This window comes from Pseudomonas sp. S3E17, assembly GCF_024168685.1.
Taxonomy (GTDB): Bacteria; Pseudomonadota; Gammaproteobacteria; order Pseudomonadales; family Pseudomonadaceae; genus Aquipseudomonas; species Aquipseudomonas marginalis.
In genome coordinates, this window is the sequence record NZ_JALJWE010000001.1 from 1,805,614 (window position 1) to 1,827,594 (window position 21,981).

At 61.3% G+C, this 21,981-nt stretch carries 16 protein-coding genes; 3 read left to right on the top strand and 13 right to left on the bottom strand.

Annotation, left to right across the window (positions count from 1 at the left end; all coding sequences use genetic code 11):
* Positions 1-116 precede the first annotated feature (116 nt).
* On the bottom strand, positions 117-2,492 hold the full coding sequence (locus tag J3D60_RS07635) for an RND family transporter (RefSeq protein WP_065942015.1): 2,376 nt from the start codon (positions 2,490-2,492) through the stop codon (positions 117-119).
* A gap of 15 nt (positions 2,493-2,507) precedes the next feature.
* Positions 2,508-3,536, bottom strand: a complete 1,029-nt coding sequence (locus J3D60_RS07640; protein ID WP_253493978.1) for a YCF48-related protein — start codon at positions 3,534-3,536, stop codon at positions 2,508-2,510.
* A gap of 298 nt (positions 3,537-3,834) precedes the next feature.
* Here J3D60_RS07640 and J3D60_RS07645 point away from each other — a divergent pair, with 298 nt between their 5' ends.
* Entirely contained in the window at positions 3,835-4,950 is a 1,116-nt protein-coding gene (locus J3D60_RS07645; RefSeq protein WP_253490736.1) for a Gfo/Idh/MocA family protein, read from the top strand.
* Between the two features lie 56 nt (positions 4,951-5,006).
* Here J3D60_RS07645 and J3D60_RS07650 read toward each other — a convergent pair whose 3' ends face one another.
* The 11 genes from J3D60_RS07650 to J3D60_RS07695 form a co-directional block, all read right to left on the bottom strand.
* A complete protein-coding gene (locus tag J3D60_RS07650) occupies positions 5,007-6,710 on the bottom strand; it encodes an AMP-binding protein (protein WP_065942012.1) in 1,704 nt (567 codons plus the stop codon).
* A gap of 31 nt (positions 6,711-6,741) precedes the next feature.
* Positions 6,742-8,040: an acetyl-CoA C-acetyltransferase gene (locus J3D60_RS07655; RefSeq protein WP_253490738.1), complete on the bottom strand. Its 1,299-nt coding sequence runs from the start codon at positions 8,038-8,040 to the stop codon at positions 6,742-6,744.
* Positions 8,037-8,927, bottom strand: coding sequence for a MaoC/PaaZ C-terminal domain-containing protein (locus J3D60_RS07660; RefSeq protein WP_253490739.1), 891 nt, complete (start codon positions 8,925-8,927; stop codon positions 8,037-8,039). The genes J3D60_RS07655 and J3D60_RS07660 overlap by 4 nt, the downstream gene beginning before the upstream one ends.
* 3 nt (positions 8,928-8,930) lie before the next feature.
* Positions 8,931-10,274 carry a 3-oxoacyl-ACP reductase gene (locus tag J3D60_RS07665; protein ID WP_253490741.1) on the bottom strand — a complete coding sequence of 448 codons (1,344 nt, stop codon included), beginning with the start codon at positions 10,272-10,274 and terminating at the stop codon, positions 8,931-8,933.
* 223 nt (positions 10,275-10,497) lie between these two features.
* Positions 10,498-13,023, bottom strand: a complete 2,526-nt coding sequence (locus J3D60_RS07670) for an acyl-CoA dehydrogenase (RefSeq protein WP_253490743.1) — start codon at positions 13,021-13,023, stop codon at positions 10,498-10,500.
* Between the two features lie 292 nt (positions 13,024-13,315).
* Positions 13,316-14,734, bottom strand: coding sequence for an outer membrane protein transport protein (locus J3D60_RS07675; protein WP_115488182.1), 1,419 nt, complete (start codon positions 14,732-14,734; stop codon positions 13,316-13,318).
* A gap of 94 nt (positions 14,735-14,828) precedes the next feature.
* Entirely contained in the window at positions 14,829-15,329 is a 501-nt protein-coding gene (praB, locus tag J3D60_RS31355) for an alkane oxidation protein activator PraB (RefSeq protein WP_367399667.1), read from the bottom strand.
* A gap of 117 nt (positions 15,330-15,446) precedes the next feature.
* Positions 15,447-15,971 (bottom strand): alkane oxidation protein activator PraB, encoded by a 525-nt coding sequence (gene praB / locus J3D60_RS07680; protein WP_115488183.1) that lies wholly within the window; start codon positions 15,969-15,971, stop codon positions 15,447-15,449.
* Positions 15,972-16,094: 123 nt separating this feature from the next.
* Complete coding sequence (gene praA / locus J3D60_RS07685; RefSeq protein WP_065942006.1) at positions 16,095-16,589, bottom strand: alkane oxidation protein activator PraA; 495 nt, start codon at positions 16,587-16,589, stop codon at positions 16,095-16,097.
* 117 nt (positions 16,590-16,706) lie between these two features.
* Positions 16,707-17,987, bottom strand: coding sequence for an alkane 1-monooxygenase (locus tag J3D60_RS07690; protein ID WP_065942005.1), 1,281 nt, complete (start codon positions 17,985-17,987; stop codon positions 16,707-16,709).
* Positions 17,988-18,281: 294 nt separating this feature from the next.
* Entirely contained in the window at positions 18,282-19,280 is a 999-nt protein-coding gene (locus J3D60_RS07695) for an alpha/beta fold hydrolase (RefSeq protein ID WP_253490745.1), read from the bottom strand.
* A 275-nt stretch (positions 19,281-19,555) separates the two neighbouring features.
* Between J3D60_RS07695 and J3D60_RS07700 the strand changes: the two genes are divergently transcribed.
* Together J3D60_RS07700 and J3D60_RS07705 are read left to right on the top strand one after the other, a co-directional pair.
* Entirely contained in the window at positions 19,556-21,094 is a 1,539-nt protein-coding gene (locus J3D60_RS07700; protein WP_141155185.1) for an NAD(P)/FAD-dependent oxidoreductase, read from the top strand.
* Positions 21,091-21,981 (top strand): SDR family oxidoreductase, encoded by an 891-nt coding sequence (locus tag J3D60_RS07705; protein WP_253490748.1) that lies wholly within the window; start codon positions 21,091-21,093, stop codon positions 21,979-21,981. The genes J3D60_RS07700 and J3D60_RS07705 overlap by 4 nt, the downstream gene beginning before the upstream one ends.

The following is a 21,981-nucleotide window of genomic DNA, read 5'->3' on the forward strand; positions in this document are numbered from 1 at the left end:
AAAACGCCCAGGCAACGCGTTCATTCTCGATAACCGCGATGGCCCTGAGTGCTTCGCGAGCAAGCTCGCTCCTACCTGGAATTGGGACAAGCCCGCTCGCTGCTCTTTAGCCAGGCTCAGTGGGCAAACAACGAGTTACCCTTCTGCCCCGCCAGCTTCTCGGGCTTGATCAGGAAGCGTGCCAGCGCCGGCAGCAGCCACAGTGCACCGAACATGTTCCACAGCAGCATGAAGGTCAGCATCAGGCCCATGTCGGCCTGGAACTTGATCGCCGAGAAGATCCAGGTGCACACGCCGATCGCCAGGCACAGGCCGGTAAACAGCACGGCTTTACCGGTGGACTTGAGCGTCTGGTAATAGGCTTCCTGCAACGGCAAACCGGCACGCAGGAAACTTTCCAGGCGGCTGTAGATGTAGATGCCGTAGTCCACGCCGATCCCCACGCCCAGGGCCACCACCGGCAGGGTCGCGACCTTGACGCCGATGCCCATGAACGCCATCAGCGCATTGCCCAGCACCGAGGTCAGCACCAGCGGCAGCACGATGCACAGGGTTGCCGCCCAGGAACGGAAGGTGATCATGCACATGGTCGCCACGCACAGGTACACCAGGATCAGGATGGTCAGTTCCGACTCCTTGATCACCTCGTTGGTGGCCGCCTCGATCCCGGCGTTACCGGCGGCGAGGATGAATTCCAGGCCGTCCTTGTTGTTCTCCTTGGCGAAATCCTGCACCGCATGCACCGCGCGGTCGAGGGTCTCGGCCTTGTGGTCGTTGAGGAACACCAGCACCGGCGCCAGGGAGCAATTATTGTTGTACAGGCCGTCGGCGCGGGCGATGGAGTTGTTCAACACATCGGGGTTGCGCGACAGGGTTTCCCATTTCAGGTTGCCCTCGTTCATGCCCTTGATCATCTGCTTGGACACGGTCACCAGCGAGATCGCCGACTGCACACCCTCGGTGTTCTGCATCTTCCACATCAACTGGTCGATGGGCGCCATGGCTTCATAGCGCGAGCAGCCTTCGGCCTTGGTCTTGACCATCACCACCAGCACGTCGGAGCTGGTGGAGTAGTTGCTGATGATGAAGTTGTTGTCCTTGTTGTAGCGCGAGTCGGGGCGCAATTCCGGCGCGCCTTGGTCGAGGTCGCCGATCTTCAGGTTCTGGCTGTACCAGAGGCCACCGCCAAAGGCGACCAGCGCGAGCAGGACCGAGACCGGCGCGACTTTGGGGCTGGCGAATTTCGACAGCAGGCGCCAGAACGGATGTTCGCGGTGCGCGTCTTTCTTGCTCCGGGCGATGGCACGCTTGCTGATACCCGCATAGGAAATCGCCACCGGCAGCAGGATCAGGTTGGTGAACACGATCACCGCCACGCCGATGGACGCGCCGATGGCCAGTTCGCGGATCACGCCGATATCGATAATCAGCAGGGTAATGAAACCCACCGCATCCGCCAGGATCGCGATCATCCCCGGCAGGAACAGTTGCCGGAAGGTGCGCCGCGCAGCCGTCAAGGCGTTGTCCGCCTCGCTGGATTGCAGGGCGATACCGTTGATCTTCTGCACACCGTGGGAAATCCCGATGGCGAAGATCAGGAACGGCACCAGCATCGAGTACGGGTCCAGCCCGAAGCCGAAGAAGTGCATCAGGCCCAGTTGCCAGACCACCGCCACCAGGGTGGTGCTCAACACCGCGACGGTGCTGCGCAGGCAGTTGGTGAACCACAGCAATAGAACCAGGGTGATGACAAACGCAACGCCGAAGAACAGCACCACCATCACCAGCCCGTCGATCAGGTCGCCGACCTTCTTGGCGAAGCCGACGATGTGGATCTTCACGTTGGGGTTCTGGGCTTCGAACTTGTCGCGGATCTTGTCTTCGAGTTCATGGGAAAACTTGCGGTAATCCAGGGCCAGCAGCTTGCCCTGGTCCTGCGGGTCCGGGTAGGACTCCAGCAGCGGGATGTCGACGATACTCGACTTGAAATCGTTGGCCACCAGCCGTCCGACCTGGCCGGACTTAAGCACGTTGTTGCGCAGTTGATCGAGGCTTTGCGTCGAGCCGTTGTAGCTCTGCGGGATCACTTCACCGCCGGCGAAGCCTTCTTCGGTGACTTCGGTCCAGCGTACGCTGGGGCTCCACAGCGACTTGAGGCCCGAACGATCGACGCCCGAGATGTAGAACACCTCGTCGTTGATCTGGCGCAGGGTCTCCATGTACTCCTTCGTGAAGATGTCACCGTCCTTGGCCTCCACCGAGATGCGCACCGTGTTGCCCAGGTTGGCCAGGTCGTTGCGGTGTTCCATCATCTTTTCGATGAAGGGGTGCTTGAGGGGGATCATCTTTTCAAAGCTGGTGGACGGGCGAATCAACGTCGCCTGCCAGAACAGGAAAATGCTCACCAGCAGGCAGATCACGATGACTGCCGGGCGGTTGTTGAAGATCAGGCGCTCAAGAAAGGTCGCTTTATCGTTGTGATGACTGCTCATGCGTTCCCCGCCTTCTTATTGTTTTGTCGGTTCGGCGCCAGTGGGTGCGGCGACGCGAACACCACCCTGCCCGACCAGAATCAAGTTGCCGTTGCCTGCCGCCGTGACGGCCGACAATGAAATACGGTCCGGGCGGTTGAACACGCTGAAGGTCTGGCCGTCGTCATGGCTGACCACCACGCTGCCGCCGTTGCCGACCACCACCAGCGAACCGTCTTCGAGCAAGGTGGCCCCCGACAGGCCGAACTCCAGGGCGCCGCGTGCGGCATTCAGTTCGACCTGTTCCCAGGTGCTGCCGAAATCCGTAGAACGGTAAAGGTTGCCGCGCAAACCGTAGGCCAGCAGGGTCTGCGGTTGTGCGGTGCTGATGACGCCAAACAGCGAACCCTCGTAGGGGCCTTCGAGTTTTTCCCAGGTCTGGCCGTCGTCGCTGGAGCGGAACATGCTGCCCTGCTCGCCGACGATAAACAGGCCGGCGTCCTTGATCTGGGCGATGGCGTTGAGGTGGAACTGGTCGTCGTTGTCGAGGCGGTCGCTGACGTCTTCCCAGGTCTTGCCGCCGTCGGTGGTTTCGATCAGCGCACCGTAGGCGCCGACGGCCAGGCCGTGGCTGGCGTCCTTGAACCAGATGTCGAGCAGCGGGGCTTCGCGCTTGAGGTCCTGGTATTGCTGGGTCCAGGTAGCGCCGCCGTCGGAACTGGCGAGGATTTGTGCATCATGGCCGACCGCCCAGCCCTGTTTGTCATCGACGAAATACACCGCCGTGAGCAGTTGCCGGGTGGGGACCTTGGCTTGGGTCCAGGTGTTGCCCTGGTCATCGGAATAGAGGATGTGCCCGCGATCACCGACCGCCACCAGGCGCTTGCCGGCATGGACGACATCGATCATCAGGCCCTTGGCGGCCTTGGGGGATTCAATCGCAAAAGGGGTATCGCTGGCGGCCTGGACGACGGTCGGCAACGCGACAGTCCCAAACAGCGAGAGCGCTGCGGCCAGCAACGCAACCCTGCGTGCGGCGCGTGGGCGGCAAACAACCCAACCCATGACAGGCTCACTCATAGACCTTTCTCCCATTTATTATTGTTAGGTCGTCTCGCCTTCCCGGGCCCTGAAACCTGCAATCTAGAGCGCCTGGAGGAAGCAGGGGCCATCCTATCGGGCTTTCGAATCGTCTGACAATCGGTGCTACGTTATCTTTTGTTAACTGGCGGCGTTTAGCCATGCCTGAATAGGCGGGTATCAGCCAGGCTGATTAATGAATTTTTATTCCATCTATTGAAATTTAGGAATTTTTATTCCATTAATAACCCTCCTGAAAACAATAATCCAAAGGACCACGGCTATGCGTGAACTCGGAATCGGCTTGATCGGCACAGGCTTCATGGGCCGCGCCCACGCCCTGGCATTCAACAATGCCCGGACGGTATTTGAACTGCCGGTACACCTCAAGCTGGCCGCCCTGGCCGATGCCGACACCGAGCGCGCCCAGCGCTGTGCCACGGCCTGGGGGTTTGCCCAGGCCCACGGCGACTGGCAGGCGCTGATCGACGACCCGGCCGTGGATGTGGTGGCCATCACCACACCGAACCACCTGCACTTTCCCATGGCGATGGCGGCCATTGCAGCGGGCAAGGCGGTGTACTGCGAAAAACCCCTGGCGGTCAGCCTGGAGCAGGCCGATGCCATGCGCCAGGCCGCCCGCGAAGCCGGGGTGGTGACGCGGGTCGGCTATAACTACCAGCACAACCCGATGATCGGCCTGGCGCGGCAACTGATTGCCGAGGGTGACCTCGGCGACATCATCAGCTTCCAGGGCGAGTTCAGCGAAGACTTCATGGCCGACCCGGCGTCACCGTGGTCGTGGCGCTGTGAAGTGGAGCATGCCGGTGGCGCCCTGGCGGACCTGGGCAGCCACTTGCTGTCGATGGCGCGTTACCTCGTGGGCGATGTGACCGGCGTGTGTGCCGACACCCAGACCGTCCACGCCCAACGCCCGGCCGTCAAAGGCAGCGCCGAGCAGAAAGCCATCGCCGTGGACGACCAGGTGCACGCCCTGCTGCGCTTCGCCAACGGCGCGCGCGGCACGGTGAGCAGCAGTTGGCTCAAGCACGGTTACAAGAACCACCTGAGTTTCGAGATCAGCGGCACCAAGGGCACCTTGGCGTTCGATCAGGAACGCTTGAATGAACTGCGCCTGTGCCGTGTCGGCCAGGACGGTTTCCAGCGTTTGCTGGCAGGTCCTGCCCTGCCCGGCTACGCGGCGTTCAGCCCGGCGGCGGGGCATCAACTGGGGTACAACGAGCTGAAGACCCTGGAGGTGCAGGAGTTGATCATGGCCGTGACGGGGCAAGGCGCGGATGGCACCGACTTTGAAGCGGCGTGGGAGGTGGAGCGGTTGGCGACGGCGATTCGTGTGGCTGCCCAGGAAGAACGCTGGGTCAAAGTGAACTCGCTCTGAAAATGTGGGAGGGGGCTTGCTCCCTCCCACATTTAGATCACCTACACACATTTAAATCAGCGCAAGGCTCGGCGCAGTACTTTACCCACAGTGGTCTTGGGCAACTCGGTACTGCGAAACTCCACATACCTGGGCACCTTGTAACCCGTCAGGTATTCGCGGCAATGGGCGAGGATCTGCTCCTGGGTCAGATTCGGGTCCTTGCGCACCACGATGATCTTGACCTTCTCCCCCGTCACGCCATCTTCCACCCCGATGGCCGCCACTTCACCGACTCCAGGGTGCAGCGCCACCACGTCTTCGATTTCATTGGGGTACACGTTGAAGCCCGAGACCAGGATCATGTCTTTCTTGCGGTCCACCAGGCGGATATAGCCGCGTTCATCCATCACGCCGATGTCACCGGTCGACAACCATCCCTCGGCGTCGAGCACTTCGGCGGTGGCGTCCGGACGTTTCCAGTAGCCCTGCATCACCTGCGGGCCGCGCACCTGCAGTTCGCCTTGCTCGCCGATATCGGCCAGCTCGCCGTCTTCACGCATAAACCGCACCCAGGTCGACGGTAAAGGAACACCGATGCTGCCGGTGAACTCCATTTCGCGCATGCGCGCAATGTCGATCGGGCTGATGCTCACCACCGGCGAGCATTCGGTGAGGCCGTAGCCTTCGATGATCGGCAGCCCGGTGACGTCCTTCCAGCGCTTGGCCACCGCCGTGTGCGTGGCCATGCCGCCGGCGATCACCATGCGCAGGTCGGAGAAGTCCCGGGCGCAGAACTCCTTATTCTCCAGCAAGCCGTTGAACAGCGTATTGACTCCGGCAATGCCATTGAAGCGCTCCTTGCGCAGGATCATCTGCACCCGCTTCACATCCCGCGGGTTGGCGATAAGGATGTTGCGCCCGCCCAGGCACATGAACATCAGGCAGTTCACCGTCAGGGAAAAGATGTGATACAGCGGCAGCAGGGTGACGTTGGTTTCCTGCTTGTCCTGGTCCAGCTGGTCGCCGACCCAGGCCTTGGCCTGCAACAGGTTGGCGATGATATTGCGATGGCTGAGCATCACGCCCTTGGCATCCCCGGTGGTGCCGCCGGTGTATTGCAGGAAGGCCAGGTCGTCGAGGTGCATGTCCACCGGGAAGTGGTTGAGCGCGCGGCCCTGTTTCAGCACCTGGTTGAAACGCACCGAGCCCCTCAGGTTGAACGCCGGCACCTGCTTTTGCACGCGACGCAGGATGAAGTTCATCGCCGCCCCCTTGAAGCTGCCGAGCAGGTCGCCGATGGCGGCCACCACCACGCGCTTGACGCTGCTGCCGGCGATGACTTTTTCCAGGGTGTGGGCGAAGTTTTCGAAGATCACCACGGTTTCGGCGCCGCTGTCCTTGAGCAAGTGCTTGAGCTCATGGGCGGTGTACAACGGGTTGACATTGACCACCACCGCGCCGGCCAGGATCGTGCCCAGCAGGCAGATCGGGTACTGCAGGCAGTTGGGCATCATCAACGCCACGCGGTCGCCCTTCTGTACACCCTGGCCCTGCAGCCAGGCGGCGAACGCAATGCCTTGCACCTGCCAGTCGGCGTAGGTCATCTCGGTGCCGATGCTGACGTAGGCGACCCGCTCGCGAAATTTCTCCAGGTGCTCCAGGAACACCTCGCGCAACGACGGGTAGTCCTCGATACCGGCATCGATGTCCGCCGGGACGCCGGGCAGGTAAGCGTTCAACCAGACCCGTTCGGTGTGTTCCAGGCTGATAGCGTTCATGGCGGTCTCCTTATTGTTGTTTTTGATGGGGCTATTTTTCGACGATAGCGGTAATGCCCAGCCCGCCCGCCGCGCAGATGGAAATCAGACCGCGACCGCCGCCCCGCTCGTGAATGGTCTTGGCCAGCGCCGCCAATTGCCGGCCACCGGTGGCGGCAAACGGGTGGCCGCAGCCGAGAGAACCGCCGTTGACGTTCATTTTGGCGCGGTCGATGGCCCCCAGCGGCGCCTCCAGACCGAGCCGTTCGCGGCAGTAATCGGCGTCTTCCCAGGCCTTGAGCGTGCACAGCACCTGGGCGGCAAACGCTTCGTGGATCTCGAAGAAATCGAAGTCGGCGAAACTCAGCCCTTCGCGCTTGAGCATGCGCGGTACGGCGTAGGCCGGCGCCATCAGCAGGCCTTCGCTGCCGTCGACAAAATTCACCGCCGCCGTCTCGCCCGTGCGCAGGTAGGCCAACACCGGCCAGCCATGGGCCGCCGCCCAGTCTTCGCTGGCCAGCAGCACCACCGAGGCACCATCCGTCAGTGGCGTGGAGTTGCCCGCCGTGAGGGTACCGTGCTGGCGGTCGTAGGCCGGGGACAGGCCGGCGAGTTTCTCCAGGCTGGCGTCGGCGCGCAGGTTGTTGTCCCGCGCCAGGCCACGATGGGGGCTGATCAGGTCGTCGAAGAAACCGCGCTGATACGCGGCATCCAGGCGCTGGTGGCTGGTGAGGGCCAACTCGTCCTGGGCCAGGCGCTTGATCTGCCAGCGTTGGGCCATGGCTTCGCAATGTTCGCCCATGGACAAGCCGGTACGCGGCTCGCCATTGCGCGGCAACAGCGGCTTGAACAACATCGACGGACGCACCTTCAGCAGTGCCTTCACCTTCTCGCCCATGCCCTTGGCGCGGTTGGCCGCGAGCAAGGTGTGGCGCAGGGATTCATTGATGCCGATGGGCGCGTCGGAGGTGGTGTCGGCGCCGCCGGCGATGCCCACGTCGATCTGGCCGAGGGCGATTTTATTCGCCACCAGCAAGGCCGCTTCCAAGCCGGTGCCGCAGGCTTGCTGCACATCGTAGGCCGGAGTCTGCGGGGACAAGGTGGTCGACAGCAGCGACTCACGCGCCAGGTTGAAATCCCGTGAATGCTTGATCACCGCGCCGGCGGCAAACTCGCCCAGGCGCTGGCCGTGCAGGTTGTAACGGTCGACCAGGCCTTGCAGCGCCGCCACCAGCAGGTCCTGGTTGCTGTCGTGGGCGTACACCGTGTTGGAACGGGCAAACGGGATGCGGTTGCCGCCGATAATCGCCACGCGGCGGGTCGGGGCCGGATTGAAGCTGTAGTCACTCATGTAGGGCTCTCATTCCAGACAAATAGCCCGCGCATATGCGGTTTGTCGCCGGCGAAATTGCGCACTTCGAATTCGCGGCGCGGACCGCTCACGGGGTGTTGCCACAGGGCGACCTGGCCGGGCAAAAAGATCGGCAGTTTGAAGTCGCAATGGGCTTGGGCCTGCTCCAGGCCACCGGGGGGTTGTTGAGCGGCCAATGCGCGGCCAAGGGTCCACATGCCATGGGCAATGGCGCGGCGAAAGCCAAAGAGCCTGGCGCCGATCTGTGAGGTGTGGATCGGGTTGAAGTCCCCCGAGACCTTGGCGAAGCGCCGCCCCAGATCGGCGGGCAACACCCAGCGCTGGGTGCGCAACAGGCCCTCCTCCTGCAACGCCAGCGCGTCTTCCCACGGCTCGCCGACGGGATTTTTCACCTCGCGGCGCAGGTACAGGCTGTCGCTTTCCCACACCAAGGTGCCGTTGCTGTAGGCGCGGGTGGCGATGCTCAGCGCCTGGCCCTTGGCATGGGCCACCCAGCGTTCACAAAAGACTTCCAGGCGCAGCGCCTGGCCCTCCTGCAGGCGCTGGTGCTGCCGAATGCGGTTGGCCAGGTGCACCATGCCGCTGGCCGGGTACGGAAAACTCGGACGGGTCAGCAGCATCAGGTGCAGCGGGAACGCCAGCACATGGGGGTAAGACAACGGCACACCCTGCTCGCGGCGAAAGCCGCAGGCACGGCCGTAAGCCGCAATGCCCGCAGCGGACAATTCCACCGCCGAGCGCACCAGGCGCTCCTTGGGCAACAGCGGTGCACCCTCGAGCTTGGGTTTGCGCAGGGCACGTACGCCGTCCAGCAGCAGGCGCGTGCGCGATGGCGGAGGGTCGATGATCTGCGTCACGTAGTCCATGGCTCAGGCTCCCAGCAGGCTTTGGCCGCACACGCGCACGACCTGGCCGTTGACCCCGCCCGACGCCGGGTGCGCCAGCCAGGCAATGGTTTCGGCCACATCGATCGGCTGCCCGCCTTGGGACATCGAGTTCATGCGCCGCCCGGCCTCGCGAATCATCAAAGGGATTTTGGCGGTCATCTGGGTCTCGATAAATCCAGGTGCCACCGCATTCACCGTTACCTGTTGCGCCGCCGCACGCGGGGCCAGGCCTTGCACCAGGCCGATCACGCCGGCCTTGGAGGTGGCGTAGTTGCTTTGCCCGAGGTTGCCGGCAATGCCGGAGATCGACGACACGCACACGATACGCCCACCCGGATTCAGGCCCTGGCTATCCAACAAGGCGTTGCTCAGCTGCAACGGTGCTTCGAGGTTGACCGCCAGCACGCTGCGCCAGGCCGCTTCAGGCATCTTGGCGATGGTCTTGTCGCGGGTGATCCCGGCGTTGTGCACCACCACGTCGAAGGCGCCGTATTGGCTGACGTGGGCATGCAACTGGGCAGCGGCGTCCGCTGCCGTGATGTCCAACGGCAGCGCCGAACCGTCCACACTCGCGGCCGCCTGTTGCAGCGAGTCCTGGGCCTGAGGGACGTCCACGCAGACCACATGGGCGCCCTCGCGGGCCAGGACCTGGACGATGGCCAGGCCAATGCCTCGGGAAGCGCCGGTGACCAGCGCGCGTCGGCCGGCGAAGGGTTTGTCCCAATTGACGGCGACCTGCCCATCCACCGGTTTTTCCAGGCGCACCACCTGCCCCGACACATAGGCCGAGCGCCGCGACAGGAAGAAACGCAGGCTGCTGTCCAGTGCGTCTTCCGCTCCCGGCGCCACGTACAGCAACTGCACGGTGATCGCCCGACGCAACTCCTTGGCCAATGAACGCACCAAGCCTTCGAGCGCACGCTGGGCGATGGCCTGGGGCAACTCGGTGCAGTGTTCCGGCGCGGTGCCCAGCACCACAACGCGGCCGTGTTGGCCCAGGCGTCTAGCGTTGGCATGGAAGAACTCATAGAGCTCGTCCAGTTGTTGCAGGCCGGTTATGCCGCTGGCATCGAACACTGCGCCCTGCACCTTGACCGTGGACGGCGCCTTGAGCGTCGCCGGGGTGGCGGTGACCGTGTCGGTGGCGCTGAACACCTGTTGCACCTGCGCAGCCAGGCGCCCTGCCCCGGCGACAATCACCGGGTTGGCCAGGCCTGGCTGGCCGCTGCGATGGCGCTGCAACGGCACGGGCTGGGGCAAGCCTACCACCTGGGCCAGGCGACGGCCCCAGGGGGAATTGACGAACGATAGGTAGCTGTCACTCATATCAGCATTCACTCACAACACATTCTGACCTTGTAAACCCGATCCATGTCGGAGGGGGCAAGCCCTAATGCCAGTCATGTAGGAGCGAGCTTGCTCGCGAAGAAACTCAGGGCCACCACGTTTCTCCAGAATGAACGCGTTGCTTAGACGTTCTTCGCGAGCAAGCTCGCTCCTACATGACTGGCATTGAACCCATCCCCCTCCCACATTGACCGCGTTTGTCCTAGTTGACCGGGGCGTTTTCACCTTGGGCGGTTCGGCGTTTGGGCGCTGGTTCCAACGCCTGCCTGCGCTGCTGCAACGCCTCCAGCAAACCGAAGTCCTGGGGGAAGTCATCCACTTGGATAGCGTGGTCGGCGTATTCCACATAGCGCGCCAGCAAGGCATCTTCGTCGTCGCTGATCAGGTCCAGCGCCCGCGCCTTGACGCGCCAGGCGGTGAAGGCCGTGGCGGCGATCGGCATCGGTTCGAGCAGGCCTTGCCTGATGGCCGGCTTGAGCCGGGCGTCGATCAACTCCACCTGCGGCAACAGGCGGAAGCCCAATTCGCCGTAGGCCAGCTTGTCGATTTCCGGACGTGGAATGTAGGAGTTGGCCAACAGGCGGTCACGGGTTTCGCCGGGGGTCTGCACCACATCGGCCACCTGGGCCAGCAGGCGATCCGAGGGTTTGTGCAGGGGAATGCCGAACGGGAAACTCAAGCCACGCACCACAGCTGCTGCGGCTTTCGACGGGTAGTTATCCAGCACTTCGGCAAGGGCTTCATGGGCACGCAGCAATGCGTCCTGTGCCGCCCAATGCACCAGCGGCAGGTCTGCCTGGGGCCGGCCGTCATCCTCGAAGCGCTTGAGCACGCAGGACAGGATGTACAGCTGCGACAGAATATCGCCCAAACGCCCGGTGATACTTTCCTTGCGCTTGAGGGCACCGCCCAGCACGCCCATGGAAATATCCGAGATCAGCGCCAGCACCACCGACAGACGATTGGCCTGGCGATAGTAGGACGCCAGCGCCGGGTCGGTCTTGGCCGGTGCGGAAATCAGGCGCCCGCCGGTCAGGGCATGCACCGCCGCACGTACGGTGTTGGCCAATACAAAGCTCACATGACCGAACATCGCGCTATCAAAATCTTCCAGCGCCTGGCGCCGGTCCGGGTTGCGCGCCGCTTCCATTTCGCGGAACACATAGGGATGGCAACGAATGAGGCCCTGGCCAAAGATGATCAGGCAGCGCGTCATGATGTTCGCGCCTTCCACCGTGATGGCGATGGGGCTTTGCTGATAGGCACGGGCCAGGAAGTTATTCGGGCCCATGCAGATGCCCTTGCCGGCGACGATGTCCATGCCGTCATTGACGATCATCCGCGCGCGTTCGGTGACGTGGTACTTGGCGATGGCCGAGATCACCGAGGGCTTCTCACCGGCATCCAATGAAGCCACCGAGACCTTGCGCACCGCATCGCAGGCATACAGGTGCCCGGCCATGCGCGCCAGCGGCGCCTGCACCCCTTCGAACTTGCCGATGGGCAAGCCGAACTGTTTGCGCATCGCCGCGTAGGCCGTGGTGCCGCGCACCGCGACCTTGCCCAGGCCGACGTTGGCCGATGGCAGGGAAATCGCGCGACCGGCGGCCAGGCACTCCATCAACATGCGCCAGCCGTTACCGACCTGTTCGCGGCCACCGATGACCCATTCCAGCGGGATGAACACATCCTTGCCGGTGGTCGGGCCATTCTGGAATACGGCGTTGAGCGGCCAGTGCCGGCGACCACTGTTTACGCCGGGATGGGAGGTGGGGATCAGGGCACAGGTGATGCCCAGCGAGCCCTTCGGCCCCAGCAATCCGTCCGGATCTTCCGCGCGAAACGCCAGACCGAGCACCGTGGCGATCGGTCCCAGGGTGATATAGCGCTTGTCCCAGGTCACACGAAACCCCAGCACTTCCTGGCCTTCGTGGGTGCCTTTGCAGACGACGCCCACATCGGGAATCGCCCCGGCATCGGAGCCGGCGTACGGGCTGGTCAGGGCAAAGCACGGGATGTCCTCGCCCCGGGCCAAACGTGGCAGGTAGTAATTGCGTTGGGCATCGGTGCCGTAATGCAGCAGCAGTTCGGCCGGGCCCAGGGAGTTGGGCACCATCACCGAAATCGCCGCCGCCGAGCAGCGCGTCGACAGCTTCATCACCACTTGGGAATGGGCGTAGTGGGAGAAGCCTTTGCCGCCGTACTGCTTGGGAATGATCATGCCAAGGAAGCCGGCGTCCTTGGTGTACTGCCAGCCTTCGGGGGACATGTCCTGCCAGACCTGGGTGGTTTCCCAGTCGTTGGCGATATCGCACAGGGTTTCCACTTCATTGTCGAGGAAGGCTTGTTCCTCGGCGCTCAGGCTCGCCGGGGTCGCTTGCAGCAGGCGCTGCCAGTCGGGCTTGCCGCTGAACAGCTCAGCGTCCCACCACACGGTGCCGGACTCGATGGCGGCGCGCTCGGTGTCGGACATCGCTGGCATGATCGTGCGAAACAGATTGAGGGCCTTGCCGGTCAATAGCGCGCGGCGCAGCGGTTTGAGGCTCATCAACAACGCCGGCAATACCACCAGCACGGCCGCGACGGTGGCGCCGAAAGCCGCCACCCCATTGAACAGGTAGCCCGCTGTCAGCCAGATCAGGCCAGCGCCCAGCCACAGAGTGGCGGCAGCTTGTCGATACGCCAGGGCAATCGCGGCTGCGACACCCACCAATAACCAGATAACCATGGGGATACCTCTACTCGATTCAGGGCGTGGTTTACGTGCGAAAGGTCGGATCGACCTGCGGCGTAAAGCCACACTACAAACTTGGAAAGACAAATTCAAATTTTGTTTTGAAATTTTTATTTAATTATTGAGCGAAAGAAATGTCGGTTGAATGATTCAGCCTGATGGTTGAGTGGTTACGAAATCGGAACGGGGCGCGTAGGCGCCCCGTCGATGCATGACCGGTGTGAAACCGTGCAGAAAGATGCGCTGACGGCAGGTTTACACCGGTACTGCACCCGGCAGTGGCGCGTCAGAACTCGTAGGTTAATCCCAGGCTGACCACGTCCCCGTAAGCATCGGCCTTGCCATCCAGAGTTGCCCCACCCAGGCGGTCCTGGTTATGCGTTTGCAGCTTGGCCTTCTCTACAAACTGGTGGGAATAGGACCCGTCGATACCCAGGCCTGGGATGGCGCGGATTTTGTAGCCAAAACCCAGGGACGTGAAAATCCGGTCACCGTCCGGGATACGCGGGTCGCGGGTGGAGTTACGCGTCGGCGTCTGGTCCGTGGCCACACCGGCGCGCAGGGTGAAATCGTCGGTGAGCTTGTAGTCACCGCCGAGGGAGACCATCCAGGCATCCTTGTAGTTATAGGGAATGGCGACAATGGTCGTACCCTCAGACTTCAGGGTCAGGTCCTTGAACGACGACCATTGGGTCCAGGTGACGCTGGCGCCGAGGGTGAATCGGTCGGTGAACTGGTGCACCCAGTCAACGGAGGCGTTGGCTGGAACGTCCAGTTGAGCAGAGGCTTTTGCGCCGTTGGAATTAAGCGTAAGTCCCGGGTAGGCCTGAGAGGGAAGCCCGGAATCAATCAATCCCGTGGAAATCGGATCGGCATAAATGCTGTACTTACCCTCCAGTTTGTTTTTGATCTTGGCGTGGTAGTTCAGGCCAATAGTGTCTTTCGGTGTGGGCTTCCACGCCAGGCCTGCGAACCAGCCAACCGAAGTATTGTCGACCTTCACACGCATTAACGTGTACCCCGCACCGGATGGAAATGGCACGCCGATGTTGGGCGAAAGGGCCGCAGCGGAAAGCAGGTCGACGTTCTGACTGACAAACCCTTTTGTATGCTGAACGATGGCGCCGGCGCCTACGGAGAATTCGTCATTGACCTTGAATGACAGGGAGCCGGTCACGCCCACTGTTTCAATCCGAGTATCTACGGCAAAGTCCCGACCGACCCAATCGTCATCCCACGTGGTGCGCGCACCCATAGGCACGACCTGGCTCAGGCCGAAGGCGAAACGATCACCGAGCGGCATCACCATGAAACCGGTCGGCAACCAGGCGGTGAACCCGCCTTGGCCGCCGTCACCGGTGCGGGGCACAGAGCTTGTCTCACCCGTCACGGGGTCAATGGTCACTTTGGCAGGGTCATTGCCAGCATAATCTTTGGCGGTGCCTTTATACTTGATGTTGATACGCGCGTAATCGACGTTAAATTGTGCAATGTTGTGATCGATAAACGCCATGGCCGCGGGGTTGTTATAGGCCGATGAAGGATCATCTTTAAACATTGAACCACCACCAAAGGCGCGGCCCCACCCTTCTGCCCCAAACGTGGGTGTAGCAAAACCACCGGCGTGTGCAGAAGTAGCGAACACCAGCCCACCGACTACCGCAAGTCCTAACAAGGTGCGAGCGTGTTGTTTTTTATTATTCATTTACCACTCCTAATTATTGTTATCACCGCGACCAACGGCATGTCTCAAACAACAGGCGTTGCAACGCTTACAACTTCCTTTATGGCGACACCCACTAAGGAACAATATCCAAATACCAGAACAACACTTCTAATGAGACCAGCGTACAGCTCCCCGACAATACCTGGCTCGAGGCATTCAATTGGCGAAATGAACCCGTCCACCCAGCGGAGAGCGTAGAGGGCCCACAGGCACTTTGAATCACCCCAGGGCCGAATATTGAGAACTGCACATTCGACATCGTCACACCAGCAAGACTGGTGGCTGACAGTGTCCAAGGTGTACTGCCAGTACGCGTGTACTGACATAACGTATTCGCACCTGAAATCACGCTATTAGTAATGCTGACCGTGCCATCTTGGGACACTTGGCCACTCATGCGGATGTCGCACTTGATAGGAATTTGCAATGACGAGGGCGACTTAAGCGTCAGCGTACCCGTGATTGAACCAAATGGTCCCACCGGTGAAAATGTTGCCCCCATGCAGACGGAAGATATTAAAATAACTACCAACATCGATACCGTCTTACAGACACACCGAATCAGCGCTTGCATAACATCTCCTGTGGACACTTATGGTCGCCCACTCTGCTGTTGGGGCCACCCAACAGGCACCTTATTCAAGGTGCCTGTCTTTCAATGGGTGATCAGCCCTTTGTCCTCAAGACTGCCTCAAGGAACAACAACAATAGGCACTCCACCGGCACCCACTACGGTCACGCTCAAGCTTTGAACGGTGCAACTTCCGGACAAAGGCTGGTTGGAGGCCGTCAGCACCTTAGTGGTGTTGTTATACCCAACGGTGATTGTGGACGGGCCACAGTTCGATGGGATAACACCTGAAGCGGTAATGTTGTAACCCACGTTGGTAACGTTGCCCACGGCGGTCGGAGCCGTCAGGCTTGTAGCCGTTAGCGTCCATGGCTTATTGGTGGTCTGCGGCAGGTTACACAGTGAATTACTGCCACCCACGACGACATCGGTGATTTTCCCAAGGCCACTGCCATCGACATTCCCGGTAAAGGTCACACTGCACGTCACTGGAATCTGGATCGACGACGGGGATTTAACCGTGATCGAACCCGTGGCGGTAAAGCCTGTGTTAATTGGGCTCAGGCTGACAGCATTCGCCATCGAAGCAGCACCCATGCAAACAGCCAAAGCAGACAACGATACGAGGGTTTTCAAACTTTTCATTGTTTTTCCTCACATGTTATGGCGAATTCATTTCGCCGGGGGTAATGGCCATGAACGAGAGGTCACGGTGAAACTGCAGAACTTCCCTTTCCAGCCAAATTTCAATTCAATTACCGCAGCACGCTATTCAACAACTTTGAAGTTCGGCGGCATCTTGATCGACACCGTCTTGATCTTGCAGTCTTCGCCAATCGGTACATTGGCAGCTTCCAACTTGCCGGTGGCGTTATCCCAGGTGCCATCGGCGGTAGAAGGCCCGCACTTGCCGCCCAGGCCGAAGGCGTGAACATCCACACTGATCTTCGACATGGAACCGCTCCTGGTATCTTTGGCGACCAGAATCCACGGCAAGTTGATGGCTTCGACCCGACTGCACTTGAGGCCGCCGTCGAATTCGACTTTGTCGACATTGACCGAGGAACCGTCCGCAGCGACCTTGCCGGCCACCTTGATGGTGCAATCGGCGCTGATCAGCGCGCCTTTGGAGAAGCTGATCGGGCCCTGGGCGGTAAAGGCGCTGCCCGCCGGTTCGATACGCGCGGCCTGGGCCTGGTGATAGGCGATCAGGCCCAGCACGGCCAATACGATATGGGTGGTGAACTTGGCAGGTATTTGCATGGTGTACGTCCTTCCCTTTAATTATTGTTGTTCGGGTCAAAGCACTTTCTCGGGGCGATAAAATCCTGCGCGGCAATCAGGCCCCGAGTACACGACAACACTCAGTGTTACTTCAGATCAAAACGGCTTGGCACTGCCGCTGTACTTCTCCAGGTACTTCAAACGCTGTGAAGGTTGAAGATTGGTCAGGGTGATATCCCCGGCATAATGATTAAGGACTCGATGATCCATGCGCCGCCGCCACAAGTACGGTACATAGGCCCAGACAATCATGCTCGCGTAACCATAAGGCAGTTGCGGCGATTCATCGAAGTGGCGCAACGACTGATAACTGCGCGTCGGGTTGGCGTGGTGATCGGAGTGCCGCTGCAGTTGGAACAGAAAGATATTGGTGACAATCCGATTACTGTTCCAGGAGTGCCGAGGCGAACACCGTTCATAACGACCGTTGGGCAACTTCTGGCGTTTAAGGCCGTAGTGCTCCACATAGTTCACCACTTCCAGCAACGAGAAGCCGTAGATGCCCTGGATAACCAGGAACGGAATCACCGCTGCCCCCAGCCAGGCAATCATCGCGCCCCACAACACCACGCTGTACATCCAGGCACTGAGCACAGCGTTTTTCCAATGCCAGGCCGGCAGGCCGAGTTTGCGCAGGCGCTCGCGCTCCAGGTTCCAGGCCGAGCGAGCACTGAACCACACCGAGCGTGGCAGGAAAGCCCAGAAACTCTCACCCAGCCGCGAGCTGGCCGGGTCTTCCGGCGTGGCGACGCGCACGTGATGGCCGCGGTTGTGCTCGGTATAAAAGTGCCCGTAAAACGTCGGCGCCAGGGTGACCTTGGCGAGGAACACTTCCAGGGTATTGGGCTTGTGCCCCAATTCATGGGCCGTGTTGATCGCGATACCGGTGGCAGCCCCCGTGGACATGGCCATGCCCAGGTAGGTAAACCAGCTTGGTTGACCATGCAGTTGCGCACGCTCAGTGATGTAACCGGCGGCGTGGGCCAACCAGCTGGAAGGTTCAAGGTTGGCGGTGGCGTGCAGCAGGCCGCCCCGGATGATCCAGTCGATGCCGCCGGCGGCCAGCCATCCGGTAATCACCACCGACGAGATGACGAACAGCACGCCGGTGTAGACGATCCAGCGGTAGTAGCGTTGGGATTCCAGGTGGTTGACGGCGGATTCGGGCGGGTTGCTGATGTCTTCGCCGAGCAGCCCGTCGATCAGGGGGATCAGGCCAAAGATCACCAGTACACCGACCCACCACAGTTGCTGGATACCAGTGGCAATGGCGAGTGCGCCGGACAACAGAGGGGTGGCCAATGGCAGGATGCCCAACCACCACAGGTGGCGCTTGCCGTCGGTCCAAATGCTTGGCGCTGCCAGGGTCTGGTTCATGGCAGCCTCCTTGGCAGGCAGGCGGTAAACAGGTTCAGGGAGCGCTGGATGCTCCGGGAAATCAACCATGCGATAAAAGACGTTTTTTTCATTTTTATTCGCTCTTAGGCATTTCAAAAATCATTTCAAAATAAATATTGAAATATTTTTTTAAATAAATAGCGCGGAATCGTTAGGTCGTCAACTACTTTTTCGAGGCCTTTTTTACATGACTGAACAGTCTGTTTTTCAGCCGTTTGGTCAGGTCTCTAGGGCAGGCATTTGCGACGCTCGACCCGGCGATGAGGGCCACGATTATTTGTTCGCCAAGGCAAAGGGCGGATGCAGGACCATGGCCGTTTCCACCGGGCGCACGCGCTTGGCCACGTGCAGCACGGCCTCGACCACCCGCGCCGTGGCGGTGATCGGCAGCATGTGGCCGCGCCCTTCCACCACTTGCAGCTTGAGGCCGGGCACTTTATCGGCGAGGGCCTGGCCATGCCGGCGAAAGTCCAGCACCTTGTCCCGCGCGCCATAGATCAGGCCGATGGGCAGGGTCAGTTGGGGGTAGCGCTTGACCATCCCGGGCAGGCAGTCGTTGACCAGCGCAATCTCGCTGGAGGCAGCGTAAAAGTTATCGGGGCGCATCCCCAGCAAGCCGCCGCCCCGGGTGGCGAAGTCCTCGGGAGCGGCGTCCGGCGCAAACACGCCCTTGACCACCGCACGTCGAGTCAACAGGCCCATGGGCACGGTGAGGGTATTGGCCACAAAACGTCGCAACCAGGCCGGTCGCACCGCCAGCGACCAGAACACCAGCGGCAACCTGGGTTGGGGATGGGTCAACGGTGCCACCAGCACCAGGCCCGATACAGCCTCAGGATGATCAAGGGCCAGGGCCAGGGAAATCGCCCCGCCGAGGGAATGCCCGAGCACCAAGGGTTTGTCCAGGCCAAGCTGGTTGATGAAGGCCGCGACTTGCCGCGCCTGGGCCGGCAAGTCCGCAGCGGTACCTTTATGCCGCGTGGAATACCCCGACCCGGGACGGTCGAGGGTGATCACCCGAAAGTGCTCACGCAGCTGGCCGGACAAGGCATAGGTCAGGTTGCGACTGCTGCCCATCAGCCCGTGAATCATCACCAGCGGTGGGCCCTTGCCCTCTTCCACATAATGAAAGCGCTCGCCATTCACCTCCACGAAGCGCCCGTTGATCGGAACGGCGGCTTCGATGCGCCGTGTCATCCAGGCGCTGAAACTCCATAGCACCGCACTCGCCCCCACCAGCACACCTGCAGCAATCACCCATTGCACAGCCATAGCTCGTCCTCAGCTTCCCTGTGACCGGCGACCTGACCGGAATTGATCAAGGCCTCGGCCAACGTCCACACCCTGGACCTGAACGGCGTGCGTACCACGCTCGTCCGTCGGACAAGTCGCACATAAGGCACAAGGTCCTAGCGTAGGCGCTATTTTCAGGTAGATTATTTAAAATCTTTTTTAAAATAATTAATTCAATTTTTCTTTGCAATGGTGTTCTATCTAAAAGACACAACAAAAACAGGAGCACATCCGATGCCCATGAAGGACCGCCTATGAATGCCCACAGTGATTCCATCGACATCGCCATCATCGGTTCGGGTTTTGCCGGCCTGTGCATGGCGATCAAGCTCAAGGAAGCGGGGTTCACCGACTTCTTTATCGCCGAGCAGGCCGACACCCTCGGCGGCACCTGGCGGGACAACCATTACCCAGGTTGCGCCTGCGATGTGCAGTCCCATGTGTATTCGTTTTCCTTTGCGCCCAACCCGGACTGGACACGTCAGTTCGCGCCGCAAGCGGAAATCCGCGCCTACCTGGAACACTGCGCGGTGCGCTTCGGATTGGCGCCCTACCTGCGTTTCGGCATGGGCCTGAAGCGCGCGGTGTTCGATGAACAACTACAACGCTGGCAGTTGAGTTTCAGCGATGGCCGCCACGTCAGTGCGCGGGTGCTGGTGTCGGGCATGGGCGCCCTGGCACGCCCGGCGCTGCCGGAGATTCCGGGGCTGGAAACCTTCAAGGGCAAGCGCTTCCACTCCCAGCAGTGGGATCACGCATACGCCTTGAAAGGCAAGCGCGTGGCGGTGATCGGCACGGGAGCCAGTGCCATCCAGTTCGTGCCGCAGATTGCGCCGCAGGTGGCGCACCTGGATCTGTTCCAGCGCACTCCACCGTGGATCATGCCCAAGCCGGATCGCGGGATTTCAGCGTTCGAACGCTGGCTGTTCAAGCACCTGCCTGTTACCCAGCGCCTGGTGCGTGGCGCCTTCTACTGGGCACTGGAAGGCCGTGTGCTGGGCTTTGCGCTGCATCCGCGGCTGATGAAAATGGTGCAGAAAGTCGCCCTGCGCCACCTTCGCAAACAAGTGCCGCGCCCTTCCCTGCGCAAGGCCCTGACGCCGGACTACACCATCGGCTGCAAGCGTGTGCTGATCTCCAATGACTACTACCCGGCGCTGTCGCGCAGCAATGTCGAGGTGGTGACCGACAAAATCCTGCGTATCGAAGCCGACGGCGTGATCACCGCCGACGGTATCAAGCACCCGGCCGACTGCCTGATTTTCGGCACCGGCTTCCAGGCCACTGACCCGCTGCCCCGGGACTGCATCATCGGTCGCGACGGTGTGGACCTGATGGACACCTGGCGCGACGGTGCACACGCCTATAAGGGCACCACGGTGCCGGGCTATCCCAACCTGTTTCTGATCATCGGGCCCAACACCGGCCTGGGCCATAACTCGATGATCCTGATGATCGAGGCGCAGGTGACCTACATCCTCGACGCGCTCAGGCAGATGCAGCGCCATCGCATCGCCACGGTGGACGTCAAACCGACGGTGGAACAGGCCTACAACCGTCAATTGCAAGACCAACTCAAGCGCACCATCTGGAACACCGGCGGTTGCCAGAGCTGGTACCTGGACCCACGTACCGGCAAGAACACCACCCTGTGGCCCGCTTCGACATGGCGCTTCAAGCGGGTCACCCGGCAGTTCGCACTCAAGGACTATGCGGTCGACCTGTTGCCCCTCACTGTTCCCACCCGCCCGGCCACGGCGCCCCACTCCACCGCAGAAGGCAGCCTCTCATGAAGTCATTCAACGGCCGCGTAGCGGCGATTACCGGCGCGGCATCCGGCATGGGCCGTGCATTGGCCCTGGCACTCGCGCGCGAAGGTTGCCACCTGGCACTGGCGGACAAAAACGCCCAGGGCCTGGAGCAGACCCTGGCACTGATCAAGACCTCGACCCTGGCGCCGGTGACAATTACCACCCAGGTGCTGGATGTGTCCGACCGCCCGGCCATGGAGGCTTGGGCGGCGCGCTGCGTGGCCGAGCATGGCCAGGTCAACCTGGTGTTCAACAACGCCGGCGTGGCCCTGTCGAGTACGGTCGAAGGCGTGGACTACGCCGACCTGGAGTGGATCGTCGGCATCAACTTCTGGGGCGTGGTCTACGGCACCAAGGCGTTCCTGCCGCACCTCAAGGCCAGTGGCGACGGCCATGTGATCAACACGTCCAGCGTGTTCGGCCTGTTTGCCCAGCCCGGCATGAGCGGTTACAACGCGACCAAATTCGCCGTGCGCGGCTTTACCGAAGCCCTGCGCCAGGAGTTGGACCTGCAACGCTGCGGCGTCTCGGCCACCTGCGTGCACCCCGGCGGCATCCGCACCGATATCTGCCGCAGCAGCCGCATCGACGCGAACATGACCGGCTTCCTGATCCACAGCGAACAGCAGGCCCGCGCCGACTTCGAAAAACTCTTCATCACCGATGCCGACCAGGCCGCCAAGGTGATCCTGCAAGGCGTGCGCAACAACAAGCGTCGCGTGCTGATTGGCCGCGATGCGTATTTCCTCGACCTGCTCGCCCGTTGCCTGCCGGCGGCCTATCAAGCGCTGGTGGTGCTGGCCACCAAGCGCATGGCCCCCAAGCAACGCAGACCAGTGTTTGAAACCAACGACGAGCCCCGTCTCTGA

Bases quoted from the DNA above. Each gene is read 5' to 3' on its own strand.
- J3D60_RS07700 (WP_141155185.1), top strand. From the start codon at position 19,556: ATGAATGCCCACAGTGATTCCATCGACATCGCCATCATCGGTTCGGGT.
- J3D60_RS07690 (WP_065942005.1), bottom strand. From the start codon at position 17,987: ATGAACCAGACCCTGGCAGCGCCAAGCATTTGGACCGACGGCAAGCGC.
- J3D60_RS07705 (WP_253490748.1), top strand. From the start codon at position 21,091: ATGAAGTCATTCAACGGCCGCGTAGCGGCGATTACCGGCGCGGCATCC.
- praB (WP_367399667.1), bottom strand. From the start codon at position 15,329: ATGCAAGCGCTGATTCGGTGTGTCTGTAAGACGGTATCGATGTTGGTA.
- J3D60_RS07650 (WP_065942012.1), bottom strand. From the start codon at position 6,710: ATGAACGCTATCAGCCTGGAACACACCGAACGGGTCTGGTTGAACGCT.
- J3D60_RS07675 (WP_115488182.1), bottom strand. From the start codon at position 14,734: ATGAATAATAAAAAACAACACGCTCGCACCTTGTTAGGACTTGCGGTA.
- J3D60_RS07670 (WP_253490743.1), bottom strand. From the start codon at position 13,023: ATGGTTATCTGGTTATTGGTGGGTGTCGCAGCCGCGATTGCCCTGGCG.
- J3D60_RS07655 (WP_253490738.1), bottom strand. From the start codon at position 8,040: ATGAGTGACTACAGCTTCAATCCGGCCCCGACCCGCCGCGTGGCGATT.
- J3D60_RS07640 (WP_253493978.1), bottom strand. From the start codon at position 3,536: ATGGGTTGGGTTGTTTGCCGCCCACGCGCCGCACGCAGGGTTGCGTTG.
- J3D60_RS07695 (WP_253490745.1), bottom strand. From the start codon at position 19,280: ATGGCTGTGCAATGGGTGATTGCTGCAGGTGTGCTGGTGGGGGCGAGT.
- J3D60_RS07660 (WP_253490739.1), bottom strand. From the start codon at position 8,927: ATGGACTACGTGACGCAGATCATCGACCCTCCGCCATCGCGCACGCGC.
- J3D60_RS07665 (WP_253490741.1), bottom strand. From the start codon at position 10,274: ATGAGTGACAGCTACCTATCGTTCGTCAATTCCCCCTGGGGCCGTCGC.
- J3D60_RS07645 (WP_253490736.1), top strand. From the start codon at position 3,835: ATGCGTGAACTCGGAATCGGCTTGATCGGCACAGGCTTCATGGGCCGC.
- praA (WP_065942006.1), bottom strand. From the start codon at position 16,589: ATGCAAATACCTGCCAAGTTCACCACCCATATCGTATTGGCCGTGCTG.
- praB (WP_115488183.1), bottom strand. From the start codon at position 15,971: ATGAAAAGTTTGAAAACCCTCGTATCGTTGTCTGCTTTGGCTGTTTGC.
- J3D60_RS07635 (WP_065942015.1), bottom strand. From the start codon at position 2,492: ATGAGCAGTCATCACAACGATAAAGCGACCTTTCTTGAGCGCCTGATC.